Origin of the sequence: Streptomyces sp. NPDC092296 (assembly GCF_044755465.1) — a bacterium.
GTDB lineage: Bacteria > Actinomycetota > Actinomycetes > Streptomycetales > Streptomycetaceae > Peterkaempfera.
Genome location: NZ_JBIVRB010000016.1, coordinates 48,762 through 70,459, shown reverse-complemented (window position 1 = coordinate 70,459; position 21,698 = coordinate 48,762). Strand labels below are relative to the sequence as shown.

General features: G+C 71.4%; 14 protein-coding genes and 2 pseudogenes. 8 read left to right on the top strand and 8 right to left on the bottom strand.

Annotation, left to right across the window (positions count from 1 at the left end; translation table 11 throughout):
- Window positions 1-321 precede the first annotated feature (321 nt).
- Both ACIQGZ_RS25435 and ACIQGZ_RS25430 read right to left on the bottom strand, forming a co-directional pair.
- Window positions 322-810 carry a hypothetical protein gene (locus tag ACIQGZ_RS25435; protein WP_402605869.1) on the bottom strand — a complete coding sequence of 163 codons (489 nt, stop codon included), beginning with the start codon at window positions 808-810 and terminating at the stop codon, window positions 322-324.
- Between the two features lie 751 nt (window positions 811-1,561).
- Entirely contained in the window at window positions 1,562-3,088 is a 1,527-nt protein-coding gene (locus ACIQGZ_RS25430; protein WP_402605867.1) for an IS256 family transposase, read from the bottom strand.
- A 315-nt stretch (window positions 3,089-3,403) separates the two neighbouring features.
- Between ACIQGZ_RS25430 and ACIQGZ_RS25425 the strand changes: the two genes are divergently transcribed.
- On the top strand, window positions 3,404-4,033 hold the full coding sequence (locus tag ACIQGZ_RS25425; RefSeq protein WP_402605864.1) for a class I SAM-dependent methyltransferase: 630 nt from the start codon (window positions 3,404-3,406) through the stop codon (window positions 4,031-4,033).
- A 706-nt stretch (window positions 4,034-4,739) separates the two neighbouring features.
- On the opposite strand, the gene ACIQGZ_RS25420 is transcribed toward ACIQGZ_RS25425, so the two are convergent.
- Window positions 4,740-5,480 (bottom strand): hypothetical protein, encoded by a 741-nt coding sequence (locus tag ACIQGZ_RS25420; protein ID WP_402605861.1) that lies wholly within the window; start codon window positions 5,478-5,480, stop codon window positions 4,740-4,742.
- A 109-nt stretch (window positions 5,481-5,589) separates the two neighbouring features.
- Between ACIQGZ_RS25420 and ACIQGZ_RS25415 the strand changes: the two are divergent.
- The 3 genes and pseudogenes from ACIQGZ_RS25415 (at window position 5,590) to ACIQGZ_RS25405 (ending at window position 7,329) form a co-directional block, all read left to right on the top strand.
- A pseudogene (locus tag ACIQGZ_RS25415) lies at window positions 5,590-6,023 on the top strand (Hsp20/alpha crystallin family protein).
- Window positions 6,024-6,479: 456 nt separating this feature from the next.
- Window positions 6,480-6,883 (top strand): annotated as a pseudogene (locus ACIQGZ_RS25410) (DUF2267 domain-containing protein).
- 56 nt (window positions 6,884-6,939) lie between these two features.
- Complete coding sequence (locus tag ACIQGZ_RS25405) at window positions 6,940-7,329, top strand: DUF2267 domain-containing protein (protein WP_402605858.1); 390 nt, start codon at window positions 6,940-6,942, stop codon at window positions 7,327-7,329.
- A gap of 228 nt (window positions 7,330-7,557) precedes the next feature.
- On the opposite strand, the gene ACIQGZ_RS25400 is transcribed toward ACIQGZ_RS25405, so the two are convergent.
- Both ACIQGZ_RS25400 and ACIQGZ_RS25395 read right to left on the bottom strand, forming a co-directional pair.
- Window positions 7,558-8,544 (bottom strand): alpha/beta hydrolase, encoded by a 987-nt coding sequence (locus tag ACIQGZ_RS25400; RefSeq protein ID WP_402605855.1) that lies wholly within the window; start codon window positions 8,542-8,544, stop codon window positions 7,558-7,560.
- Window positions 8,545-9,144: 600 nt separating this feature from the next.
- On the bottom strand, window positions 9,145-11,556 hold the full coding sequence (locus ACIQGZ_RS25395) for a preprotein translocase subunit SecA (protein WP_402605853.1): 2,412 nt from the start codon (window positions 11,554-11,556) through the stop codon (window positions 9,145-9,147).
- 369 nt (window positions 11,557-11,925) lie between these two features.
- On the opposite strand from ACIQGZ_RS25395, the gene ACIQGZ_RS25390 reads away from it, so the two are divergent.
- The 4 genes from ACIQGZ_RS25390 to ACIQGZ_RS25375 all read left to right on the top strand — a co-directional run bounded on the left by ACIQGZ_RS25390 (window position 11,926) and on the right by ACIQGZ_RS25375 (window position 16,920).
- Entirely contained in the window at window positions 11,926-13,146 is a 1,221-nt protein-coding gene (locus tag ACIQGZ_RS25390) for an AAA family ATPase (protein WP_402605850.1), read from the top strand.
- Window positions 13,147-13,359: 213 nt separating this feature from the next.
- Entirely contained in the window at window positions 13,360-15,054 is a 1,695-nt protein-coding gene (locus ACIQGZ_RS25385) for a Mu transposase C-terminal domain-containing protein (RefSeq protein ID WP_402606033.1), read from the top strand.
- Entirely contained in the window at window positions 15,051-15,794 is a 744-nt protein-coding gene (locus tag ACIQGZ_RS25380) for an ATP-binding protein (protein WP_111489403.1), read from the top strand. Before ACIQGZ_RS25385 ends, ACIQGZ_RS25380 begins: the two co-directional genes overlap by 4 nt.
- Window positions 15,795-15,807: 13 nt before the next feature.
- A complete protein-coding gene (locus ACIQGZ_RS25375) occupies window positions 15,808-16,920 on the top strand; it encodes a hypothetical protein (protein ID WP_229758425.1) in 1,113 nt (370 codons plus the stop codon).
- Window positions 16,921-16,952: 32 nt separating this feature from the next.
- Here the strand turns inward: ACIQGZ_RS25375 and tpg are convergent, their stop codons facing one another.
- The 3 genes from tpg to ACIQGZ_RS25360 form a co-directional block, all read right to left on the bottom strand.
- A complete protein-coding gene (gene tpg / locus ACIQGZ_RS25370) occupies window positions 16,953-17,507 on the bottom strand; it encodes a telomere-protecting terminal protein Tpg (protein WP_402605847.1) in 555 nt (184 codons plus the stop codon).
- 292 nt (window positions 17,508-17,799) lie between these two features.
- Entirely contained in the window at window positions 17,800-18,765 is a 966-nt protein-coding gene (locus tag ACIQGZ_RS25365; RefSeq protein WP_111489405.1) for a hypothetical protein, read from the bottom strand.
- Window positions 18,766-19,042: 277 nt separating this feature from the next.
- Window positions 19,043-21,208 carry a Helicase associated domain protein gene (locus ACIQGZ_RS25360; protein ID WP_402605845.1) on the bottom strand — a complete coding sequence of 722 codons (2,166 nt, stop codon included), beginning with the start codon at window positions 21,206-21,208 and terminating at the stop codon, window positions 19,043-19,045.
- Between the last annotated feature and the right edge of the window lie 490 nt (window positions 21,209-21,698).

Genomic DNA, 21,698 nt, shown 5'->3' with positions numbered 1-21,698 from the left:
GATCTCGATTTCCCGGTGCCAGGCCATCGTCCGCTCTCAAAACCCGCCGACAAGTGCTCTCGCTTGAAAGCCACGCAGCCACCCCCCCCGCGAGCACGCCCTCGCGACGGCCACCAGGAAGCGGGGCTACACCACCGGCGCCGGGGTCCTCTCCCGGCCGCCAGGGGTCGACAGCTGGGACCGGAAGGTCTAGGGGTTCGACGCCGCCACCGGCTGACCGAGCCGGTACCGGGCGGCGTGGGGCGCCGTCGCGGTCGGGCGAGCGGTCCAGCCCCTGCCGACCGGCGGCACGGCACCCGCGCGCGCCGCCGCGGCTACGGGTCAGGGCTGGCTGGCGTACGTGACGGTGACGTAGGCGGGCAGCGCCGTGGGGCTGCTCGGGTTCGGGACGAACGCCACGGTGCCGGTGCCGTAGCAGGGCAGTGTCAGCGAGGTCGGGATGGCCGCCCTCACGGCGTAGGTGCGCAGCGTGAGCGGAAGGGACGACGCGGAGACTCCGAAGACGACGTCGACTGCGTTGGCGCTGCCGGTGTAGCCCACGTCCTTGCTGCTGCTGCTCGCGCTGGCGGGAAGCACCGTCACGGTCTGGCCGGCCAGCGGATGGCCGGTCTGGCCGACCACGAGCGGGCCGAAGCAGGCCATCTGGATCACGGCGCCGGAGCCGCTTCCGTTGACGAGGCCGGTGAAGTACTGGCCCGGTCCGATCGGTGCCGGGTCGACCACGCCGCCCGCCCAGGCGCACGGTGCGCCGGTCACGACGGCGGTGGCGAGGACTCCGGCGGACAGCGCGAGACGGGGACGGCTGGGCATCCGTGTCATGGTGGCTTCTCCCAGGTGGACGAGTGGTCACGACGGCGCGCGAGGGACGGTCGTGGCGGTGCGGGTGCTCTGGAATGGCTTGCCCGGTGACGGGGTGCGGCTGGGGCCGGCCGTCGGCCGAATCGAGCATAGGGACTTGGCAGGTCCAGCACAATCCGCAGGATGTAGCTCCTCACGACCCGGTGATGCTTCCGGCGCGAGCTCGCACGGGATGCGGGCCGTGTCGGCGATCCGGTGTGAACGGCAGCCGGTCGGACGAGGTCGGCGCAGGGGACGCGGTACTCCTGCGCCAGCCCCCGTCTCCGGTCAGCTTGCTGTCCTGCTGGTTGGGCGCTGGGGTGGGTGTGTGGTGGGCCTGGAGCTGGGGTGGGGTGGGGTGGGGTGGGTTTCGGGGGCTGGTTGTCGCGGTCGGTGGGGGGCTGGTCATGGTGGTGGCGTTTGCGTTGGTGCGGTCCGTTTTGATGGTGTGGGGGGAGGGGTCGGGTTCGTGTGGCGCGGGTCCTGGGTTGTGGAAGCCGCGGGGTGTCTCTGCTTCTCCGTATGGGTTCATGACCAGCAGAGAGCACCGTTCCAGCGGTGTGGGGCGGTGGAGCGGTGTTGCTCCTGGGTCGCTGTTGTGGGTGGGGGCTGCCGGTGGGTGTGTGGGGCGGGGCGGTGTCATGGTCGGCTTCAAACGCGGCGATGCGTGGTTTTGCCGGCTTCGGGCCGGGGCAGGGCTCAGGCCTGTGTACGACTGGCGGCACTACTCGTGGGTAAAGTCAGGGTGGGATAGGTGTGGCTGGTAGTCGGGAGCGGCCTGGTGCTTGGTGTGGATCTTCTTTTGTGTATCGCGCGTGAGCCGGGGTCTGTCGGGAATTAGGTGTGATTCGTCTGGTTGGCCTGTGGGTTCTTCGGTGGGCTGATCGGCCTGTACTCGTCCGGCGGTGAGGCGGCCGTCGAAGAGCAGGTCGAAGTCGTTCGGGGCGGACTTCCAGCGGTTGTTCCAGCGCTGGCGGCCGCGGCCGGTGGGGTCGAGGGCGTGGGTGGCCGGGTGGAGGCGTTTGAGGGCGGGGGTCTCGTTCGGGAAGGGTCGGCGGGCTTGGGCCGGCCGCCGGTAGCGGGTGTTCGGGCTCTCGGTGGCGTTGGTGGTGTGGACGGCCTGGCGGATGGCGTCCGGCAGTCCGGGGAAGGGCGTGAACTCGTTCCAGGCCCGCTCCCGGGTGCCGGTGGTCGAGGGGTGGCGTGGGTTCCGCTTCTCGCCGAGCTCGGTCGGGTGCTGGCGTGCCTGGTCCTCGTTGACGGGGGTGTGGACGGGTTTGGGGTCGCGGGCGACCTCGGCCCAGTCCCGGCGGGAGGTGTGACGCAGGCTGTTCCTGATCAAGTGGACGATGCGGGTCTGGACCACTGTCTGGGGCCGGATGGCGTTGACCGCCCCGGGCAGGGCTGTCAGACCGTCGCAGCCCAGTATCAGGATGTCCTTCACACCCCGGTTGCGGATCTCGGTCGGCACGGTCCGCCGGTGCTTGGCGCCCTCTCCGCCGGCTCCGGCCCGCAGGCCGAGGATCTCGCGGTGGCCGTCGGCGGTGACCGCGACGGCCACGTGGATGGGCCGGTTGGCCTCGTGCCCGTCGCGGGTGCGGACGTGCGCGGCGTCGATGAAGATTACCGGGCAGACCGGGTCCGGGGGGTGGGTGCGCCGTTCCGCCATCGGCTCCAGGGCCTTGTCGGTGGTCGTGGGGACGGTCTTCTTCGTGGTCGTCATCCTGTAGACCTCGGCCGGGTGCGCGACGATCGCGCCCGAGGTGAGGCCCTTCGCGGTGAGGGACAGCACCAGCTCGTCCGGTGCACCGGTGCGGCGGGCGTAGCGGTGCGGCGGCCGCGGGCTGAAAGTGCCCGGCCGATCGCGGGGGGCCTGGACCGTCACCGGGCCGGCCTGGGTCGTCGCCTTCTTGCTGCGGTAGCCGTTGCGCATGTTGCCGCCCGAGTGTGACCCGTGCCCGTCCACCGGGCCTGCCCCGGTGGCCGGGTGCCGGTCCATCTCGGCTTCCAGCGCGGCCTGCATCAGGTGCGGGGCCGGCTCGGGCAGGGTCCCACCCTCGCCCGTCAGCCGCGGTCCTCCGCAGGCGACCTTCTCGGCCGCCAACGCGGACAACTCCTCAAGCAGCTCGCGGGACAGGCCGTCCGGCGACAGCGGCATCGACTTCGCGTCGGCACCTTCGACGCCCTCGCCGACCCGGGCAGGCGGCACGCCGCCCACCGCCTCGATCAGGTGATCCGTCGTCGTACTCATCAGGTGACTCCTTCAGGGGAGGAACACACCTCGTTCATGACACTCCCATCCAGGCCGTCCCCGGCCGGGAGTAGGGGGTCGAGACTGCTGTGGTCGCCTCATCAGCTCTCGCCGGTTCTCCGTGGAGTCCGGCCGGCTGGTGGCCGACTGCGGTCGCCGGCGGCGTAGCGGCAGGTCCCACCGGTCTCGTCGCGGAGCCGGGTGGTGTCCTTCTTGGCAGTCGAGAGCGTCCGCGAGGGCGGGCGCGGGATTCGGCGCGGGATTCGGCGCGGGGCCGCGGAGCAGCTGCGAACGGGGGGTGTTGGCTTCCTTCCCGTGGTGGAGTACCAGGATGAGACCAGGGCGGCCTACGACGGGATCGTCGAGCTGTACGCGTCGATGTTCGCTGGTCGGCTGGAGACGCGGCCGTTCGCGCGGGCGATGGTCGGCACCTTCGCCGAGCTGGTGCGCGGGACGGGGAACCCGCGGGCGGCCGGCGTCGGCTGCGGGCCCGGACATCTGACGGCCATGCTGCACGACCTGGGGCTGGACGCCTTCGGGCTCGACCTCTCCCCGGCCATGGTCGGCCATGCCCGGCGGGCCCATCCGGGGCTGCGGTTCGACGAGGCGCGGATGGAGGCCCTGCCCGTCGAGGACGGCGCGCTCGGCGGCGTGCCGGCCCACTACTCGGTGATCCACACCCCGCCCGGGGAACTACCCGCGCTGCTCGCCGAGCAGGCGCGCGTCCTGGCACCAGGGGGCCTGCTCCTGGCTTCGTTCTTCGCGGCCGACGGGCCGGAGCCGGTCCGCTTCGACCACAAGGTGGCGCCCGCCTACAGCTGGCCGGCGGACCGGTTCGCCGGGCTGCTGGCCGGGGCCGGGCTCGTCACGTTCGCCCGGCTGCTCCACGACCCGGCCTCCGAGCGGGGCTTCCTCGACGCCCACCTGCTGGCCCGCCTCCGATAGGCAGGGCCTTCGGTGATGTGGGCAGCCCGGTTGGAGGCGGCCGGCAGCGGGGTGGCGACATGGCCCTCGGTGTGCCGGGCCGGCTGGAGCGCGCCCAGCGCCTGCGGTCTGGGCGCTTCGGACCGCTCCGCGCTCGGTGGTGGCTGGCCAGGTACGGCGGTCTGGGCGCTTCGGACCGCTCCGCGCTCGGTGGTGGCTGGTCAGGTACGGCGGTCTGGGCGCTTCGGACCGCTCCGCGCTTGGTGGTGGCTGGCCAGGTACGGCGGCTCGTCCTGGTGGACGAGTGCATGTGCCGTGGCCCGCGTGAGCGGACGGCCGCAGGGGCGTCCTCGATCGCGGTGCGCAGCTGCTCGGTGAGTTCCCGGGCGTGTGCCGCGTGGACCGGGCCGGCCTGCTCCTGGCCCTCGTCCATGCCCGGCTCGTTCCTGCGGTTGGGCGGGGGAACCGCCGCCTGCCGGGCTACAGGAGCGGACGGGCGAGGATGCGCGGCTGCGACAACGCCCCACCCGTCGCCTGGCGCGGCGGTCGTCGTGCCGGAACTGAGGTCTGGTCGCGTCCCGGTCGGTGGTGTTCTTGCCCGGCCCGAGTCGCTTGCCTGCGCGGTGGGGGTGCCGCTGGACGGGGTGTGTGACGTGGCCGCAGACACCCTGGAGCATGGGCGAGCTGGTTCTGGGTGTGGCGCCTGCGATCCTGGTCGGGGGTGGGGTCAGGCGCGTCGGCGGTTGCTGTCATGGCGGAGCTGGTCGGTGTGTCGGGCGAGGTCGTCGAGGCGGGTGGCCAGGTCCGGGTGGTCGGCGGCGGGGTGGGGGCGCATCTGCGCCAGGGGCGTGATGAGAGCGGCGGCGTCAGCGGTTCCGAGGGCGGTGTGTACGGCGTTCCGGACCGGTTGGGCTTCGGGTGCCAGGTCGGTGAGGGCGCTGACTTGGGCGGTGAGGGCGCTGACTTGGGCGGTGAGGGCGCTGACTTGGGCGGCGAGGTGGCGCGGGTCGGCGGCGTTGGTGCGGGCCCAGGCGGTGACGGTGCGCTCCGCGGTGCGGCGGTCGCGCACGGCCTTGACCCGCTCGGCACCGGTTGGGGCCGCCTCCTTCTCGGGCGTGCTGGGGGCTGGGCGCGGGCGCGGGTAGCGGTTCTCGGCGGCCTGGCGGCCGGCGACGCCCGTGGGCTGGGCGAGGTCGGCCCAGGTGGCGCCGGTGGCGCGGGCGCACTCCACGAGGCCGGCTTCCCAGCCGGCGAGTTCGGTGCGCAGTTTGCGCAGCAGTGCCGGGGCGGCGAGGGCGGGTTCGGGTCCGGGTGCCGTCTCGGGGGCCGCCGGACGGGTGGGTGCCGGGGTCCGGGCGGTGCGGACGGCGTCGTCCATGGCGGCCGGTGCCGCGGCGGCGGCGAGGAAGGAGGCCGGGTCGGTGGGCGCGGGTGTGCTGTTCGGGGGCGGGGCGGGTGTCTCGCGCATCAAGGTCACTCTCCGGGCGGCGGGGCCGGTTGTCATCGGGTGGATGACATGTGAGAACGGTTTCAGACGAAGCGCGCTGGCACCCGTCAAGTACTGGAGGTGTTTCGCGGTGCTGATGCGCACTGACCCGTTCCGCGAGCTGGACCGTCTGACCCAGCAGTTCCTCGGCGGCACCGGTACCCGGTCGCGTCCGGCCCCGATGCCGCTGGACGCCTGCCGGACCGGCGACGGGTACGTGATCTGCTTCGACCTGCCCGGGGTGGACCCGGGTGCGCTCGGCATCGACGTCGAGCGGAACGTGCTGACCGCCAGGGCCGGGCGCCGTCCCCGCCACGAGGGCGAGGGCGTGAAGTGGGAGCTGTCCGGGCGCCCGCTCGGGGTCTTCTCCCGCCGGGTCGTGCTCTCCGGCACCTTCGACCCCGAGGGATCAGCGCCGGCTACGACGCCGGCGTGCTCACGCTGAAGATCCCGGTCGCGGAGAAGGCCAAGCCCCGCAAGACCGCGATCCGCCACAGCGGCGACCGCAAGCAGATCCGCGCCTGAGCGCCCCCAGCCGTTCCGCGCCGCCTCGTCCCCCCCGGGGGCGGCGCGGAGCGCCCTCACGCCGGCCCCGTGCACCGGGCCGGGCGCGGAGCGGGCCGACAGGCAGCGGGAGGCGCCATGCGTCGCCGGAGCCCTCCAGCCGCCGTGGTGCCGGCGGGCGGCGGCACCGGCCCCGCCACCGCGCCGCGGCGCGCCCTGGTCGACGCGCTCAGGGGCGCCGCGAGGCCGTGCTCGACCTGCCGGAGGTGACGTTCACGGTCCGTGCGGGCCTGCGCGCCCTGGTCGCGGCCCGCAACCAGGCCGGCCGGCGGTGCCGGTGGCTCGTTCTGCGCGGCGCCGGCCGCCGCGTGGTCCGGCTGCTGGGGCTCGCCGGCCCGTACCGGAGCCTGGCCGGCGAGTCCTGGCCGGCGTGGCGAGGGCGGCGGGCAGCCCCGGACGCGGAGGGGGTGAGCTGCGATGACGCTTCGGTGGGAGGCGTTCTTGGACGCGGTCCGAGAACGCGGGGAGTACGGCGCCCGTCAAGAGGCCGAGCGGGCCGCCCGCGTGGTCCTGGCCCTGCTCGGCGCCCACCTGGCCGGCGATGTGCGCGCCGAGCTCGCGGCCCGGCTGCCCGAGACGCTCGCCCTGGTCCTGCTCAGCCCGCTTCGGGCCGCCGAGCGCTGAGCCGCGAACGGTTCGTGCGCGCCGCCGCCGTGTGGATCGAGGGCGCCACCGTGGCCACCGCCCTGGGGGACATCGGTGCCGTCCTGTCCACCGCTGCCGACGCCGCCGGCGGCGACCTCACCGGGCGCGTCCTGCTCCGGCTTCCTCCCGGCTGCGACCTCCTCTGCGGCCGTCCCGAGCCCGGCCGGCGGCCCTGAACCCACCCCAGCGCCGGCCGCCCCAGCGCGGCCGGCGCCCCGGAAAGGCCACCGTCATGACACGCCGCCTCCTGCGGCAGGTCCGCCATCTGGGCCGCCACACCAGTGATGAGGAAGCCGAAGGCGTCCTGGACACGGTCCTGGCCGTCCTCGGCTCCCAGCTCACCGGCGGGGAGCGCCGCGCGCTGGCCGCCGTCCTGCCCGACCGGGCCCGGACCACCTTCGCCTCCCGGCTCCCCCTGCCCGAACCCGTCGCCGCCCCCGCCTTCGTGGAGACCGTCGCGCACGCCCTCGACGCCGCCCTGGCCGTCGCCCGCTGGGACACCTCCTGCGTGCCGGCCGCCCTCGCGGACCTCGCCGGCGAGCGGCTCACCGACCGCATCCTGGCCTACCTGCCCCGCGGCTGCGCGCTCCTGTTCGGCCGGGCCGAGCTCGCCGCGGCCTGACCACGCCCGGCCCCCGCTCCCGGACGGTCCTGCGGTCCCGCCCGTGACGCCCGCCGGCCTCCAGCAGCCGCTCGTCGCGGACCTGCCCGCGGTCGAGGGAGCCGGGTCACTGGCGCGGTGGAGTGGGTGCGGTGCGGCGGTTCGGCATCACCGGGCGGACCGGCATGCGCTACTTCGGCGCGGCCCACCCGAAACGCACCGCCAGGCCGCCCGGGTAGCCCGCCTGGTTCAGCGCTGGATCGTGGCGAGCCAGTCGGTCAGCAGGCTGTTGACCTCGTCGGGGCGTTCCTGCTGGATCCAGTGGCCGCAGCCTTCCAGGAGGTGGGAGGCCGACAGGCGGGGGAGGGTGGCGGGGTAGGCGTCGATGGCGTCGGACATCCAGGTGGTGGAGGCGTCCAGGGCGCCGCCGATGAACAGGGACGGCTGCTTGATCGGGGCTCCGCGGTGCGGGGCGAGGTCTTCCCAGTCGCGGTCCATGTTGCGGTAGCGGTTGAGGGCGCCGGTCAGGCCGGTGCGCTCGAACTCCCCGGCGTAGACGTCGAGGTCCTTCTCGCTCAACCAGGCCGGGCGCGGGCCGTCGGGGAATCGGTCGCGCAGCCGGCAGCCCGGGGAGACGAAGTGCGGGTCGGGTTCGCCCTCGGCGGGCATGGTGTCGGCGGACAGGGCCGCGTAGAAGCCTGCGAGCCAGCTCCGGACGTCGGGCTCGATCTCCGCCTCGGCGCGGCCGGGCTCCTGGAAGTAGGAGACGTAGAACTCCTGCTCGGGGCCGCCGATCCGGCCGAAGACGTCGGTGGGGCGGGGGCCGCCGGGCGGCGCGTAGGGGACGCTCAGCAGGCCGACCGCGCGGAAGACTTCGGGGTGGAGCAGGGCGGAGGCGGCGGCGATGCTGGAGCCCCAGTCGTGGCCGACGACCACCGCGCTCTCCTCGCCGAGGGCGCGCACGACGGCGGCGTTGTCCTCCGCCAGGTCGAGCATTCGGTAGGCGTCGGTCGCGGCGGGCCTGGAGGAGCGGCCGTAGCCGCGTACGTCGATCGCCGCTGCCCGGTACCCGGCCGCGGCGAGGGCCGGGAGTTGGCGGCGCCAGGAGTACCAGGACTCGGGGAAGCCGTGCACGAGCAGGACCAGCGGGCCGGTGCCCTGCTCTACCAGGTGCAGGCGCCCGGCAGGGGCCTCGACGGTGCGGTGGCGGAGTGCGGCGGTCGGCTCGGATCGCATGGGGGGATTCTCCTCGGTACGCGGGCGGCCAGCGGGAACCCGTCGATCATGCGGCGCGGTGGCCACTGGGCGCGACCAGCGTTGCCGTTCTGGCAAGGTTGCGGGACAGGGCGGTGAAGCGGCAGGGCGGGAAGGAACGGGGGCGGTGGCAGGTGACGACGTGGCCCAGACGCTGGCGGCGGTAGGGCCGCGGCTGCGGGTCGTGCGCGAGCGCCGTGGCGTTGTGAGTGGGCGTGTTAGTGGCAGGGGTTGTGCGTCAGCGGTGTTCGGTTGTTGATTGCCTGGTCATGCGCTGTGGACGTGCGCTGGTCTGCTGCCATGAGGTGACCAGATGGCTGCCGTTGAACAGCTGGGGTGGGGCAGGTTCGCTGTCGTGGGGGTGGCTGTTCCTGTCGGGGGTTTGTCGTAGGCCGATGTTGTCGGCATACCGCGACGGAGATCTTTCCAGGCGCTCGTGGACGAAGCCGAGGGCCGCAGAAGGCGCACGAGCCTGTCCTACGGATCCGGCTGCTCACCGACGCCGCAGTGCGTCGAGATGTGACGTAGGCCCATGATCGGCGGCGTTGGTGTCGCCGGAGGGGCTTCTGGCGAGGGCTGTTCCTATCGCTTCCGCTTGTGCCGTGTTGCGTTCTTCGTGCCGCTCTGCGACCGCTTGGGGTTCGGGTGGATCGAGCGATGGAGCTCTGAGGGCGGCCGCAAGGACGACAAGCTGGCCGTCAGTGCAGCATCAAGAGGCCCGGTGTGCCCGTCGTAGCAGATGTCGAGGAGCTTGCGGGTTGGTTGGTCGTAGAGGAAGGCGACGCCTCGCGGCAGACCGAGCTGGTGCTTCTTGGCCCGGAGGTAGTCGCGGAGTCTCCTGTCCGTCTCGTCGGGGTCGGCACCAGCCGGATGGGTGGCCCACACGAACAGCCAGCCCTCTGCCGGGTCGACGCTGGCCGTGAGCGGCACGGTCAGGCTACGGCCCTTGGGCCTCGGACTGTCGAGGAGTTCGCTGCCGTGGCGGGCGAATTTGTGCTGCACGTCGGTTGCCCCAGACAGCAGCGTGGCGCCGATGCTCAGCCATCCAGTGACATTGCGGGACTGCAACTCGTCGACCAGTGGCGCGAGCGGTGATGGCACCATCGCCGGCTTGGGCGCCAGTGCTGAGCGCGCGCCGTCGCGGTCTTGGGTGTGGAACCACTGGTCCAGCGCATCGGTTCGGCTGGTCAGGAACGCAGGACTTGTTGTTCGGTAGCGGCGCAGTTCGGCTGTGGCCGGCTCGGGCAGGAAGGGGAACGCCGCACGCACCTGCACCGGGTCGGGTTCCACCCAAAGGCCTGCCTCGAAGAAGTACAGGAACAGATCCATTTCGTCGGGCGCGTGGAACATCACGGTGACGTCGGGGTTGCGGCGGCGACGCAGGTACAGCAGGAACTCGGCCGGACGTGCCACCAGTTCGGTGATCAGCTCGAGATCGTGCAGAGATACCGTCCATGGAATGTTGCCCTCGGCCAGCAGGCCGGCCCGCACCAGCTCGGCGGTGGCAGTCAGGACCGTTGATAGGTCATCGAGACTGACGGCGATGGTGTGGATCTCACGGATTTGGCTGAGGTCGATCCATCCCTCGTTCTTGGTGCGGAGGCCGCCGTCCCGCTCGATGGCGTCGCGCATGCGCCCGGCCTGGTCGGCTGCTTTGGTGATGATGCCGGTCAGGTCGGTACGGATCCGTGCCGCCTTGCCCCCGCGGGATAGGGCGCTCAAAGCGACGGCCTTGTCCTCCACGATGATGGCGACATCGTCGAGGACGATGAGGTGGTCGCCCTCGGCCCGTTTGGTGTACTTCGAGGGGTCGGCGGCCTCAGCTTCATCATCGCTCGCGGGTAGGTAGTACTCCAATCCGTCCCGGAAACGAGCGCCGGGAAGGACACGCTCCAGCGCGGCGTGTGTGCGGGATTCGAGAAGGTCTCCGCGATGCTTGGCGTACTGGCTCCACACCGGAGCTGTCTTCTTCAGGTGTTCCTCGAGGTTCTCCCGCACAGCGAACACGTTCAACGCCGCGTGCGGCAGCATCAGACGCCCGTCTGCGCCCACGATGAGTGGCCGTGTTCGCAGCGGGTTCCTTCCGCTGGTGAACGCCTCGACGACATCTATCGGACTGTCCGTCCCCAGGTCCAGGCGGAACCGCTCGACAACGGCCCGGACACATTCTTCCGGCAGGCTCGTATGCGCAACGATGTCGTCGATCGTGACAGTGGCCTGCTCGGCAGATGGCTCGAACATCGACGTGACGCTGAGCATGGCCTGCTCCGTCAGTTGCCTGTCCGCCCGGCCTTCGTCCTCCGCCGCCATCGCGTCCAGGACCGCATTGCCCATCGCCTCAATGCGGTCGTTCAGTCTGTCCTGCTGCAGGTCGTGGCAGACGTTGAGGACGGCAATTGCATCCGCGGCGTCGAAGCCCAGTTGCGCCTGCAGGGCTGCGCGGACGCTCTCAACGCCGTCAAGGAGCGCCAGATTGGTTTCCTCTACCATTTCCGGATATGACGGATTGCGCATCCATACTTCGGCGCCCCGAATGAACAAAGACACCATGGCGAACTTGTCGTTCGGGTCAGCACGCGCGAATGAACGCAGCTGAGCAAGGTGGAGGACCTTGCTCAGCTCTTCCTTCGCGCTGGAGACGAAGTGGCTCATCTCCTGAAATCCGGCTTCGGGCCCGACCGTCGTCCCTGCCTCCTGCCGGGCGGTCAGAGCAATCAGCGCCAGCAGTTCGACGTAGACCGTGCCCGCTTCCGCAGTGACAGGTATCTCGCCCTCGCGGGCCATCGGCAAGAATCGCTGACGAGCCACCTCGATAAGCCGCATCGCGTCGAAACGCCGCACCTCCACGACGAACTCCTCGATCGCCGTGGCGAAGGCCGCGTCAGCCTCAGATGCAGGGTCGTCGCCAGTGAAGGAGGCCATGAGCGTGGTCATGGTGGTCAAGGAATCCGCTATGACCTGCGCGTGCGGATCGAGCACCAGCGTCTCCGGCACGGAACGGCGATGTCTCTTGTTGCGCGCTTCGCGTCGCTTCGTGCGGGAGCCCATGGGGCACTTCACCACACAATACGGGCGGCCAGCAAAGGATTTGGCGTTGCACAGCAGCCACCTTCGACAGCTGTCTGCGGTTAGCCGGGTGGTCGGCGGTCGCGGGTGGGAGACCGCTGCTGTCATGGGGTGACCGGGTGGCTGACACGGTGCGGCTAGCAGATCGCGGCCCGGCTGTGTTGGGTTTGCCGGTCTTCGTGTGGAGGGGGTGGCCGGGGCGGTGGGGTTGGCCTTGTGATGGGTTCGGGAACCCCGGTGGGGGAGACGGCGCCGGGTCCGCCTGGTTCGGCGGAGGCCGGGCGGGTGGCGCGGGCTGTGGTGGTGCGGCGGCTGCTCGTGGTGGACCGGGGTGAGGGCGGTCTGTCGTCGTTGCACGTGCGGATCGCGGCCGGTTTGGCGGGCGTGACGGAGCGGACGGTATGGCGGTGGCTGGCCGAGGGACGCGAGGGGCGGCTGGAGGCGCGGCCACGGCAGGGCGGGTTCGTGGTGGGGGACGCCTTGTGGGAGGTGCTGACCCAGGCGGGCGGGAACGTCGCCGAACTGCGCCGAAGGATGCTCCGGGCGCAGGACGAGGGCGTCCTGGAGCACTGGGGGGCGGAGTTTGTGCCGTCCTTGGCGACCCTGCACCGTGCGATCAAGGACGAATTGCGGGCGGGCCGGGTGCTTCAGGTCGCCCGGGCGGCGTCGGGCCGGGTGGAGCCGAGCCGGTACGACCGGGCGCTGGCCGAACTCGGCTTCGCAGAGGGTGCGAACGGTCCGCCGGTCGTGGACGGCCCGGATGCCATGCCGTCCGGCACGGGCGGTGAACAGCGGCCCGGCGCGGTGAAGACCGCTTCGCGTACCCGGGTGTCGGGTGGAGTGCGCCTGTACGCGCCGGGAGCGCGGCTGGTGTCCACGCGGCAGGTGGCCGGGGTGGTGGAGGCGGTGGGGCATACGGTCGCGGTCGAGCAGGCTCTGCATCTGCTGCCTGCCCGGGTGCCGGTGTGGCGGGCGGTGGTGGGAGTCAGGCCCGGGCTGCCGCAGGTGCGGGCCGCGTTGTGCGAGGCGCTGGGACTGCCGTCGGGGTCCTTGACCCACCGGGCCGGACCGGCCGACCAAGCGCTGGCTGAGGCGCTGGCTGAGCCGGGTGTGCTGTTCCTCGACGACGCGCAGCGTCTGTCGCCGCCGGTGCTGGACTACCTGCGGCAGCTGTGGGACTCGCCGGGCTGTGCGGCTGCCCTGGTGCTGTGCGGGGCGGGCAGCGAGCGGGCGCTGGCCCGAGCCGCGGCGATGCGTTCCCGGGTTCTGACCTGGCACCAGGTCAGCCGCCTCGACACGCAGGACGTACCGCGGACGCTGGGTCTGTTCCACCCGGTGTGGGAGGACGCTGACCCGGCCGACCTGGGGCGGGCGGATGAGCAGACCGCCCGCGGCAACTTCCGTACCTGGGCGAAGATCACCTCACATGTCTGTGCAGCCCGGGGCCGCGACCCCGGTGCGGGTGTGGATCGGGACGCGATCGACCAGGCCTGCGCCCGGCTCGGTCCGTACTCATGACCGCCACTCTCACGCGCCCGGGACGCATCGGTTCCGGCGGCAGAGAACCTCACCCCGTTCGGCAAGGAGGGAAACGGCATGATGACGGACAGCGGATCGAGGGACACCAACGGCGGCCACGGCGTTGACGCGGGAGGACAGCGGCCGCCACCGTCGGGGGATCCGGCCGGCGTGCTCGGAAAGCAGTCGCTGGTTGCGCTGCGGGCGCCTGCGGTGCGCCGCCTGCTGGCGCTGCGGGCCCGGGGCGGTCTATCGCGGCAGCACGTGCGGCTGGCGGGGGAGTGCCTGGGGGCATCGGAGCGCACGGTGTGGCGGTGGCTGGCTGAGGCGTCCCAGAGCCCGGAGGCGGCTGCGCACCCCGGAGCCCGCCACACGAGCAGGTTCGAGATCACCGCGGAAATCCGGGTGCTGCTGGCGTACTGGCACGGCAACGCCTCCGCAGTCCACCGCCAGCTCGTGGAGCGCGCCGCAGCCGAGGCCGGGGGCGTACCAGCACATACGTCCGGCGCTGCTGGGCCCGTCCCGCCCGGCCTGGTGGCTGTGCCGGGCGGGGCAGCCCTGTCGCAGGTGCCGCTGCTGGATCCGGTCCCGTCCCTGTCGACGTTCCTGCGCGCGCTGCGCCGCGATCTGACGGAGGGGGAGCGCGCCGGTCTCGCCAGCGGACCGGAGGCAGCACGCGCCCATGACGTGTTCGGCAAGCGGCCGGCGTCATGGCGCAACTACGCCTGGGAGACTGACCACGTTCAGGCCCCGCTGCTGGTCGACGCTGACGGCGACCTGGTGCGCCCGTGGATCACCTGGTTCATCGACACCGCCACTAAGGTCATCACCGGTACCGCTGTCACCCCGGGCCATCCCTCCCGCGCGTCGGTACTGGCTGCTTTGCGCGCCGCAGTGGTGCGGGACGATCCCTACGGCCCGGCCGGGGGAGTGCCGGAGCTGGTGAGGATGGACCGGGGCAAGGACTTCCTGTCGGCCGCCGTAACCACCGCGCTCGGTGCGATGGGTGTGACGGTCAAGGACTTGCCCGCCTACAGCCCGCATCTGAAAGGCACGGTGGAAAGCCTCAACCGGGCTGCGGACCGGATGCTGTTCGCCGCCCTGCCCGGCTACACCGCCGGGCCCACCAGGCCCCGCTCGGAGCGGCGCGGACGTCCCGCGGGGGCGCTGTCCGCCCTGTCGTTCCAGGACTTCACCGCAGAGGTCCTGGAGTGGACGAACTGGTGGAACACCGCGCACCGCCCGAAAGCCCTGTCGGGCCGTACGCCGCTGGAGGCGTGGCAGGCCGATCCGACCCCTGTCACCGACATCCCCGCCGCCGACCTGTGGGCCTTCACCCTCGAGGACGACGGCCGGCCCCGGAAGCTGACCAGCCACGGCGTGAGCTGGCGCGGCCGCACCTACACCGCCGCGTGGATGACCGGCCAGACCGGCCGCCAGGTCCGCGTGCGCTACATGCCCCACCACGACCACGAGATCGAGGTCTGCGACGCCCGCGGCCGCCACCTCGGCCCGGCGCACCTCGCGGACGCGGCCACTCCCGAGCAACTGCAGGCGCTGCGCGAGGCACGCGCGGAGCGCGCCCGGCGCCTGCGGGCCGACACGAAGGCCGCCGAACGCCTGCGCCGCCAGCGATTCGCCCCCACCACCAGCGCGGAGCCCGCCCAGCGGCTGGGAGCCGTCACGGCCGCCCAGGCCGATCGTGAACTCGCCGCCGCCGACTACACCGACGTCGCACGGCTGGCACTCCCCGACTTGATCCCGCCCGCGCCGCCTCCGGCGTACTGGCGCACCCCGCCCGCCCTCGCGGCCAGCACAGCGCCAGCCCCGCCCGCCTCCGCTCCAGCCGACCCGTCAGCGGACGTTGCGCCGGAGCCCGACTCCCGACCCGCAGGAGACGCCACGTGACCGCTGCCACCTACCAGTACGTCGACCTGCCCGATGCCTCCGTGGTCACCACCCGGGCCCTGCTCACCGCACGGGAGAACATCGCCGACACCGTTGCCGCGCGGGCCATGATGTGCATCCACGGCGGCGCCGGCTTCGGCAAGACGCTCGCGGTCAACACCTGCCTGCGCGAGCTCGAACCGAGCGAGGATGTACGACGGGTCACCTTCCGCGCCCGCCCCACCGCCCGAGCGGTGCGCTACGAGCTGTTCACCGCGCTCGACCTGGCCGGCGAGCCGCCCCGCCACCCCAGCGAATTCGACCGTCTGCTCAAGACCGCCCTGGCCGAGCGCCCCCGCACCTTTCTGGTCGACGAGGCCCAGTGGCTCAACGGGGAGGCGTTCGAGTACTTCCGCTACCTCTGGGACGAGCCCGCCACCCGCTTCGCGGTCGTCTTCGTCGGCGGCGAGGGCTGCCACACCGTGCTGCGCCGCGAACCGATGCTCTCCTCCCGCATCTTCATCTGGCAGCACTTCACCCGCCTCACCCCCAGCGAGGTCCTCGACGTCATCCCCCTGTTCCACCCGATCTGGGCCCACGCCGACCTCGACGACATCGCCTTCGCCGACCAGCATGCCGCGCACGGCAACTTCCGCGCCTGGGCCCAGCTGACCGCCCACGCCCGCACCGCCCTGGCACGCACCGGCCGCCCCCGCGTCGACCAAGAGCTGCTGCGCTGGGCCTTCAGCCGCCTCGCCTGACACCCCACCGCCCGTGCCTCTCGCCCCGCCGCTGCCGCCCGTCACCGTGGTTCTCGACCGCCACGACGACGCGCTGTACACGCATACGGCCCTGGCCGCCCACCACCTGCCGGCTGGCCGGATCACCCTGCACCCCGGCCCGGGCACCACCAGCGAGACCGGCCTCGCCCACGATCTTCTCGCCGCCCTGGGCAAACCGCCCCTGCTCCCGGGCCGCTTTCCCGGCGGCCGTCAGCCCGCCTGGGAAGCCGCCACGGCCTGGATGACCGCCCTGCCCGTGACCCGGCTGACCGTCCTGCGAGCCCACCGCCTCACCGCCCGCCGCGCGATGCGCCTCCTGCGGCTGCATGCCCTCACTGGTATCCACCTGACCCTGGTCTGCCACCGCCCTCACCTTCCCGCCGCCCTGCACCAGGCCCTGCGGACGGCCGACTACTCCGTCACCACCGACTTCGAGGCAGCCCGCCGCCACTACTACGGCACGCCTATCACCGAACCCCCGCCCGCAGACAAACCCGCCGGGCCGGCAGACCGGTGGCTCACCCTGCCCGCACTGGACCGCCTCGTCTCCTACGACAGCCCTCGCCCCTGCATCGATCCGTGCATGCCGCCGCCGATCGCCTTCCGGCACCGCCCACCACCCGTGGTTCTCACCGCGCACACCACCCAGAAAGTCGCCCACCGGCTGCACGCGGCGACCGCACACCCTCGCCTGGCTGCGGCCGTTGCCGCCGCGCTGTTCACCGGTGCCTCCCTCCAGCAACTCGCCACCGCCCGCCCCCGCGACTACGACACCGCCGCGGCCACGCTCGCCCTGCACGACCGCGCCCGCTACACCGACGGCTGCGCCGCCTACCCCGTACCACCCTGGGCGGGCGTCTTCCTGCGAGCGGCGGCCTGCTTCACCCGGCTCGTCTCCGGCGAGGACCAGGAACTGCTCGCCGCGCCAGGTGACCGTGCGCACCTGCTGCGCGTGGCGGAGACGGCCAAGCTGCGCCCGCCCCAGCCGCCCGCAGCCCGCCGCCAAGGCCCGGTCGGCCGTGTTGAGTGGGACTGGCGTGAGCGGCAGGAAGCCGAGAGGTACGAAGCGGTGCCGATCAGTCGCATCAGAGCCTCACGACACTGAACACCCTGACGCGTTCGCTCGAAGAGGCAGGCTCAGTCGATCGAGAAGTCGGCGAACTCGACGTCGCTGAAGACGATGTGCAGACCGTGAGCCCGGCGGCCCCATTCGCGGAAGTAGCTGTGTCCCAGCGCGCGGGCGAGGATCACCGTCTGCTGCTGCTCGCCCGCGCCGGCGTCCCGGGCGGCGAATAGCTTCCGGGCTACCTCTCCCGGCAGGTCCTGGGTGATCCACCGCACCCGCGGATCGTCCGAGGAACCTGCTGGCGCGGCGAAGCCAAATCGCGCCCGGGTATGGAAGACGAACCCCTCTGCCTCTGCCTGGGCACGCCGACGGGCTCGTATCCGGGGCTGCCACCGAGCCAGGACCGCTTCCTCGATAGCCCGGACCTGCAGCGGACCCGGCGTGCGCCGCGCCCCGGGCCTCTTCGTCACCCACCGCTGCACGGTTCGCTGTGAAACGCCCAGAAGACGTGTCACCTTCCTCGTGGAGCCTTTCTCGGATTTCATGAGGAAACGCAATGCCGAGGTGCCTGTAGGTACCGGGCGCGTCAGCAGTGCTCGTTCGATTCCATTGCTGATCTTTCCCATGACTCTCCCCGGCTCTTGACCCCTATGGCTATCGGAGCTGCCAGCTCTCTCACAGAGGTGGCCACTCGTGACCGAGATCCGCCGTATAGGGCGAACGACCGGCGAACCTGGGCTATAGGCGCAGAACGGGGGACGGAGATGGTGACGGACAGAGGTCAGAGTGCCCCGGTCAGCGGGGCCTGCTCAAGGATCACCGCCGAACGTGGTGAGAGTCTGTGTCCCGGCCGCCATACACGCGAGGTGGTCCGGGCTGGCTGTCTACGCTGGCGCCGCGAGCGGACCCGCGCCCATGCTAGGGGTGACGGCCCGTCTCCTGCGGCGTCTGGAGGTCGTGCACGAGGGAGCGCAGATTGACGTGAACCAAGGCGCGCGGGGTGTTGAGCCCGCGCGACGCCTGCTGGAGGAAGACGCCGGTCTTCTTCTCCGCGACGACGTGGTCGGCATAGCCTGCGGCGCAGGCAAGGTAGAACAGATCATTTAGGTCGTTGCGTACCCACTTGTCCGATGCGTTGCGCAAGCGGGCCTGGGTGATCTCCAGTACTCCGCCGTTGAAGGGCAAGCGAGCAAAGAAGTCGACCACCGTTTCTTCGTTCAGGAGAGCAGAGGCGTTCTCGCTGCTGATACCAGCGATCAGGAGTGCCTGGGCGATGTCTCTGCCCTGATCACCCAGCATGTGTGCGGCCGTCACCAGACGTATGCCGCGATCTCCTGGATGGTCCCGCATGTACTGGGCGAGCGTCGAGAGGGTAGCGGCCCATCGCTCGATGACCGCATTGCTGGCGGCCAGTTCCTCCGGAGAAAGCGTGTCCTCCAGCAGGGCGCTTGCCCAGGCCACCTGCCAGGAAAGGCCGGCCGGGCGATGGGCGGCGGTCGGCGCGGCAGCGCTGATCGAGGGCGTGTAGTTGAAGAAGGGGGAGTTCGCGGCGGTGGTGAAGACGTCCGTTGCCGTCAGCTTCGTCCCGCTGAACGCGCCCACCAACTCGTACCGTCGGACGACCAGCGGATTGAGCATGTGCCACCCGCCGTAGCCGTCCAACATGGCTCGTGCGAGCCGACGACGGCTGGACTTCAAGCCGCGGTGAGCGGTCTCTACGAGGTGGGCCATCGACAGCGGCAACCGGACCTGCCCGGTCGCGGCCAACTCCCACAATGCAGTGGCGGCTTCGCGCTCCTCAGCCTTTTGGATCTTCTCGGGCGCAAAGCGTGCCCGCGCCATCGTGATCCAATGATTTTGATCCAGGTAGATGACCTTAGACACTGCGCCTCACTCCGTGTGCCTGGGATGCCCGTGCCGGGTTGCACAAGACAGACCAGTAGGGCGGCAGCCGGGTTGTACGGTTTCTCCCCCCGCTCTGCATCGTGTCTCCGGCATGCTGACCGCCCACCGTGCAGCACGCAAACACCCCCGGCAAGCACGCACTGGGGCATGGCGCAGCACAAACGCCGCGAGTTCCAGCTGCCACGTCGCGTTGCGGAACTGACGGAACCCCTCGCTGAGCGGCGTAGCCGCAGGCAGTTGCGGCTGACCTCCGGCTCTACGCCCACCTCACGTCCAGCTTCCGTAGTGCGTCCAGTTGTTCTGCGGTGAGCTTGTCGCGGCGTTGCTTCTGGTTGGAGTACCAAATCCCCAGCGCCAGGTCGTGCTCCTGGCCGTCGATGACGACCTTCTCCCGGTGAGTCCGCTTCACCGAGGACTCTCCTTCGCGGGCGATGTACTGGGCGAGGGCTGCCAGGCCGCGCTGGAATGCCTGCTGTGCCTTGCTCGGACCCTTCGTCGCGGACGTCGTCGCCGGGGCGATGGCCACGGGGAGGGTCGCGCCCCGCACGCCCAGCGCCTCCAGGCGCTCGCGCTGCTCGGGCATCAGCTGCGCCCACGTGCCCGGCTCTTGCTGCCGCCACCGCCACGTGCCGATGTCGTCGCCCTCGAACGTGACGCCGGGCGCGATGTAGGGCAGGACGCCGTCGGCGTCGACCAGGTCGGCGAGCACCCGGAAGTGGCGCTGCCAGCTAAGCGGCCACGGGCAGTTCCAGTCCGGGTCGACCGCCGTCAGCTGCTCCGCGCGCTCCGCCGCCCGCTTCGGGTCCTTCCCGAGGCCGCCCTTGCGGCGCAGGTTGGCCATGTGCTGTCCGATGGGCACCATCGCCTCGCCCTCACCCCAGATCGCGTCCTGCCGCGGCGCGAGGTGCCCGGAGGCCCGCCGGTAGGAGCGCAAGGCGGCCAGCTTGGCCTCCCACGCCTCCTCGCCCGGTTCCCAGAGCATCCCGGCCTCCGGCGCGTCCAGCAGCGTCTTGCGCCGCTTCTCGAGTTCGCCGGCGCGCAGGGCCTTGCGCTGCTGGTGCACCCACCGCCCGAGCGGGAAGTCCTTCGTGACGCCGACTTCGACCTCGACGTCGTAGGGGACGGCGTGGACGCCGGTGATGCCGTTCTCCGCCCGCCAGCGGATGAGGGCCTGGTAGCCCGAGAGCCACACCAGCGACTCGGGCCGGTAGACCCGGGTGCGCAGGAAGGCCGCGATGGTCGCGGTGTCGCGCGGGCTGGAGAAGTGCAGCAGCGCGGACTCGGCAGCGGCGTTGGTGTCGTCGTCGTGCTCCTGGTCCTCGCCGTCGCTCTCGCCGCCGGTCCCGACGATCCGCCCGTCCTCATCGCGCTGGAGGTGGACCTTGCGCTTGCCGCTGGTGAGCGCGCGGGAGGCGAGTTGCTCGACCAGGCGCTCGTCGTGGCTGCGCAGGCCCTGGAGGACCGCTACGAGCGGCTTGAAGCTGGCGCTGGCGACCATGTCGGTGGGGTCCTCGTTCGGCTCCAGGAACACCGGCACGATGATCCTGGCGACCTTGGTGGAGCCGTCCTTGTTGAGCCTCAGCGCCCGGCCGATGTTCTGGACGATCTCCACCTGTGAGCCGCGGGTGTCGGCGAAGCAGATCGCCTCTACGCCCCGCTCGCCGGTGATGTCGACGCCTTCCCCGAGGACGCGGACGCTGGCGAGGAAGGCGCGGTGGACCCGGTGCCCGGCGGCGTTGATGCCGTTGGCGAACTGGTGGATCTTCTCGCGCCGTTCGGCAACGGTGTGGTCGCCGCACAGCCACGCCGACCACACCCGGTCCGGCGGGACGTGGCGGCCGGCCTCCAGCTCGTAGAACTCCGCGTCGATCGAGGACTTCGGGAGCTTGTCGGCGGCGGCCAGATCGGCGTCGGAGGCGTCGTTCAGGTACAGCTCGGCAGCCGTCTCGGGCAGCTTGTCCGCGAACGCTCGGGCCTCTTCGACCTTCTGGTGGAACGTCATGACCGTACGGAGGTTGTACGCGGCGGCGTGCTCCAGGAGCGCGGTCTGCAACAGGGCCAGGCGCCGGCCCCGCTGCGCCTCCTCCGACTCCCCGAGGACAGGCGAGGGATCGCGGATCTCCAGGACGTCGATCTCGAATCCGGCAAGGATTTCGCGCTCGATGGCCTCGCTCAGACCGAGCTCTGCGAGCCACGCGCCGTAGGTGCCCTCCGGGTCGTCCGACATCGTCGCGAGCTCCACATCCTGGCCGTCCGCGCCCTTCTGCGGGCGGGCCGCGGCGAGGATGCGCGGGGTCGCGGTGAGGTAGAGCCGGAAGTCCGCCGGGATCCGCTGGTTGTCGTGGATCGCCGCCCACGGCCGCCCGAGATCACCAGCGGTTCCGTGGGCCTCATCCACGATGGCGAGGTCGAACCGGTCCATGCGCTGTCCGTACAGGCGCTCTCCGCCCGCCAGGGCGGCCTCCAGCGGCCCGCGAACCTTCCGCTGGCCCTCGGGTATGTGGTCTCAGTGGATCTGAAATGCAGTGGGGTATCTGATGGCCTCTTACCTGCCCTGTTTCATGAACTGAGAGAGCAGGTGGGTGTACTGCAACAGGGTCTTGACCTGACTCTTTGGTGGACGGCACGTCAGATAGTGCTCTATGTAGGGCATTTGAACTGGGATGTTTCAGGAGCTGCAACTGTGCTCCAATGCCCATGAGAACGTCGTAAGGGGCTCTGGCTCTTGGGGCTGCCAGTCAGCCTACCGGCGAGGGGCGGGCGCCAGAGAGGTACCGGCCCGGCGGTCCCGTCCGGGTTTCTGTTGGCGCTGGTGCTGCCAAGGATTCGGGACCACAGGGGTCGGGGCCCTGGTGGTTGCATGTGCCCAGGGCTTGTTGCTCGACCAGGGCCGCCTTGCACTGGCGGGTGGG

What these genes read in the sequence shown, in the direction of transcription:
- ACIQGZ_RS25435 (WP_402605869.1), bottom strand. Translation starts at nt 810, where the DNA reads ATGCCCAGCCGTCCCCGTCTCGCGCTGTCCGCCGGAGTCCTCGCCACC.
- ACIQGZ_RS25430 (WP_402605867.1), bottom strand. Translation starts at nt 3,088, where the DNA reads ATGAGTACGACGACGGATCACCTGATCGAGGCGGTGGGCGGCGTGCCG.
- ACIQGZ_RS25420 (WP_402605861.1), bottom strand. Translation starts at nt 5,480, where the DNA reads ATGCGCGAGACACCCGCCCCGCCCCCGAACAGCACACCCGCGCCCACC.
- ACIQGZ_RS25405 (WP_402605858.1), top strand. Translation starts at nt 6,940, where the DNA reads ATGACACGCCGCCTCCTGCGGCAGGTCCGCCATCTGGGCCGCCACACC.
- ACIQGZ_RS25400 (WP_402605855.1), bottom strand. Translation starts at nt 8,544, where the DNA reads ATGCGATCCGAGCCGACCGCCGCACTCCGCCACCGCACCGTCGAGGCC.
- tpg (WP_402605847.1), bottom strand. Translation starts at nt 17,507, where the DNA reads ATGGGAAAGATCAGCAATGGAATCGAACGAGCACTGCTGACGCGCCCG.
- ACIQGZ_RS25360 (WP_402605845.1), bottom strand. Translation starts at nt 21,208, where the DNA reads ATGGACCGGTTCGACCTCGCCATCGTGGATGAGGCCCACGGAACCGCT.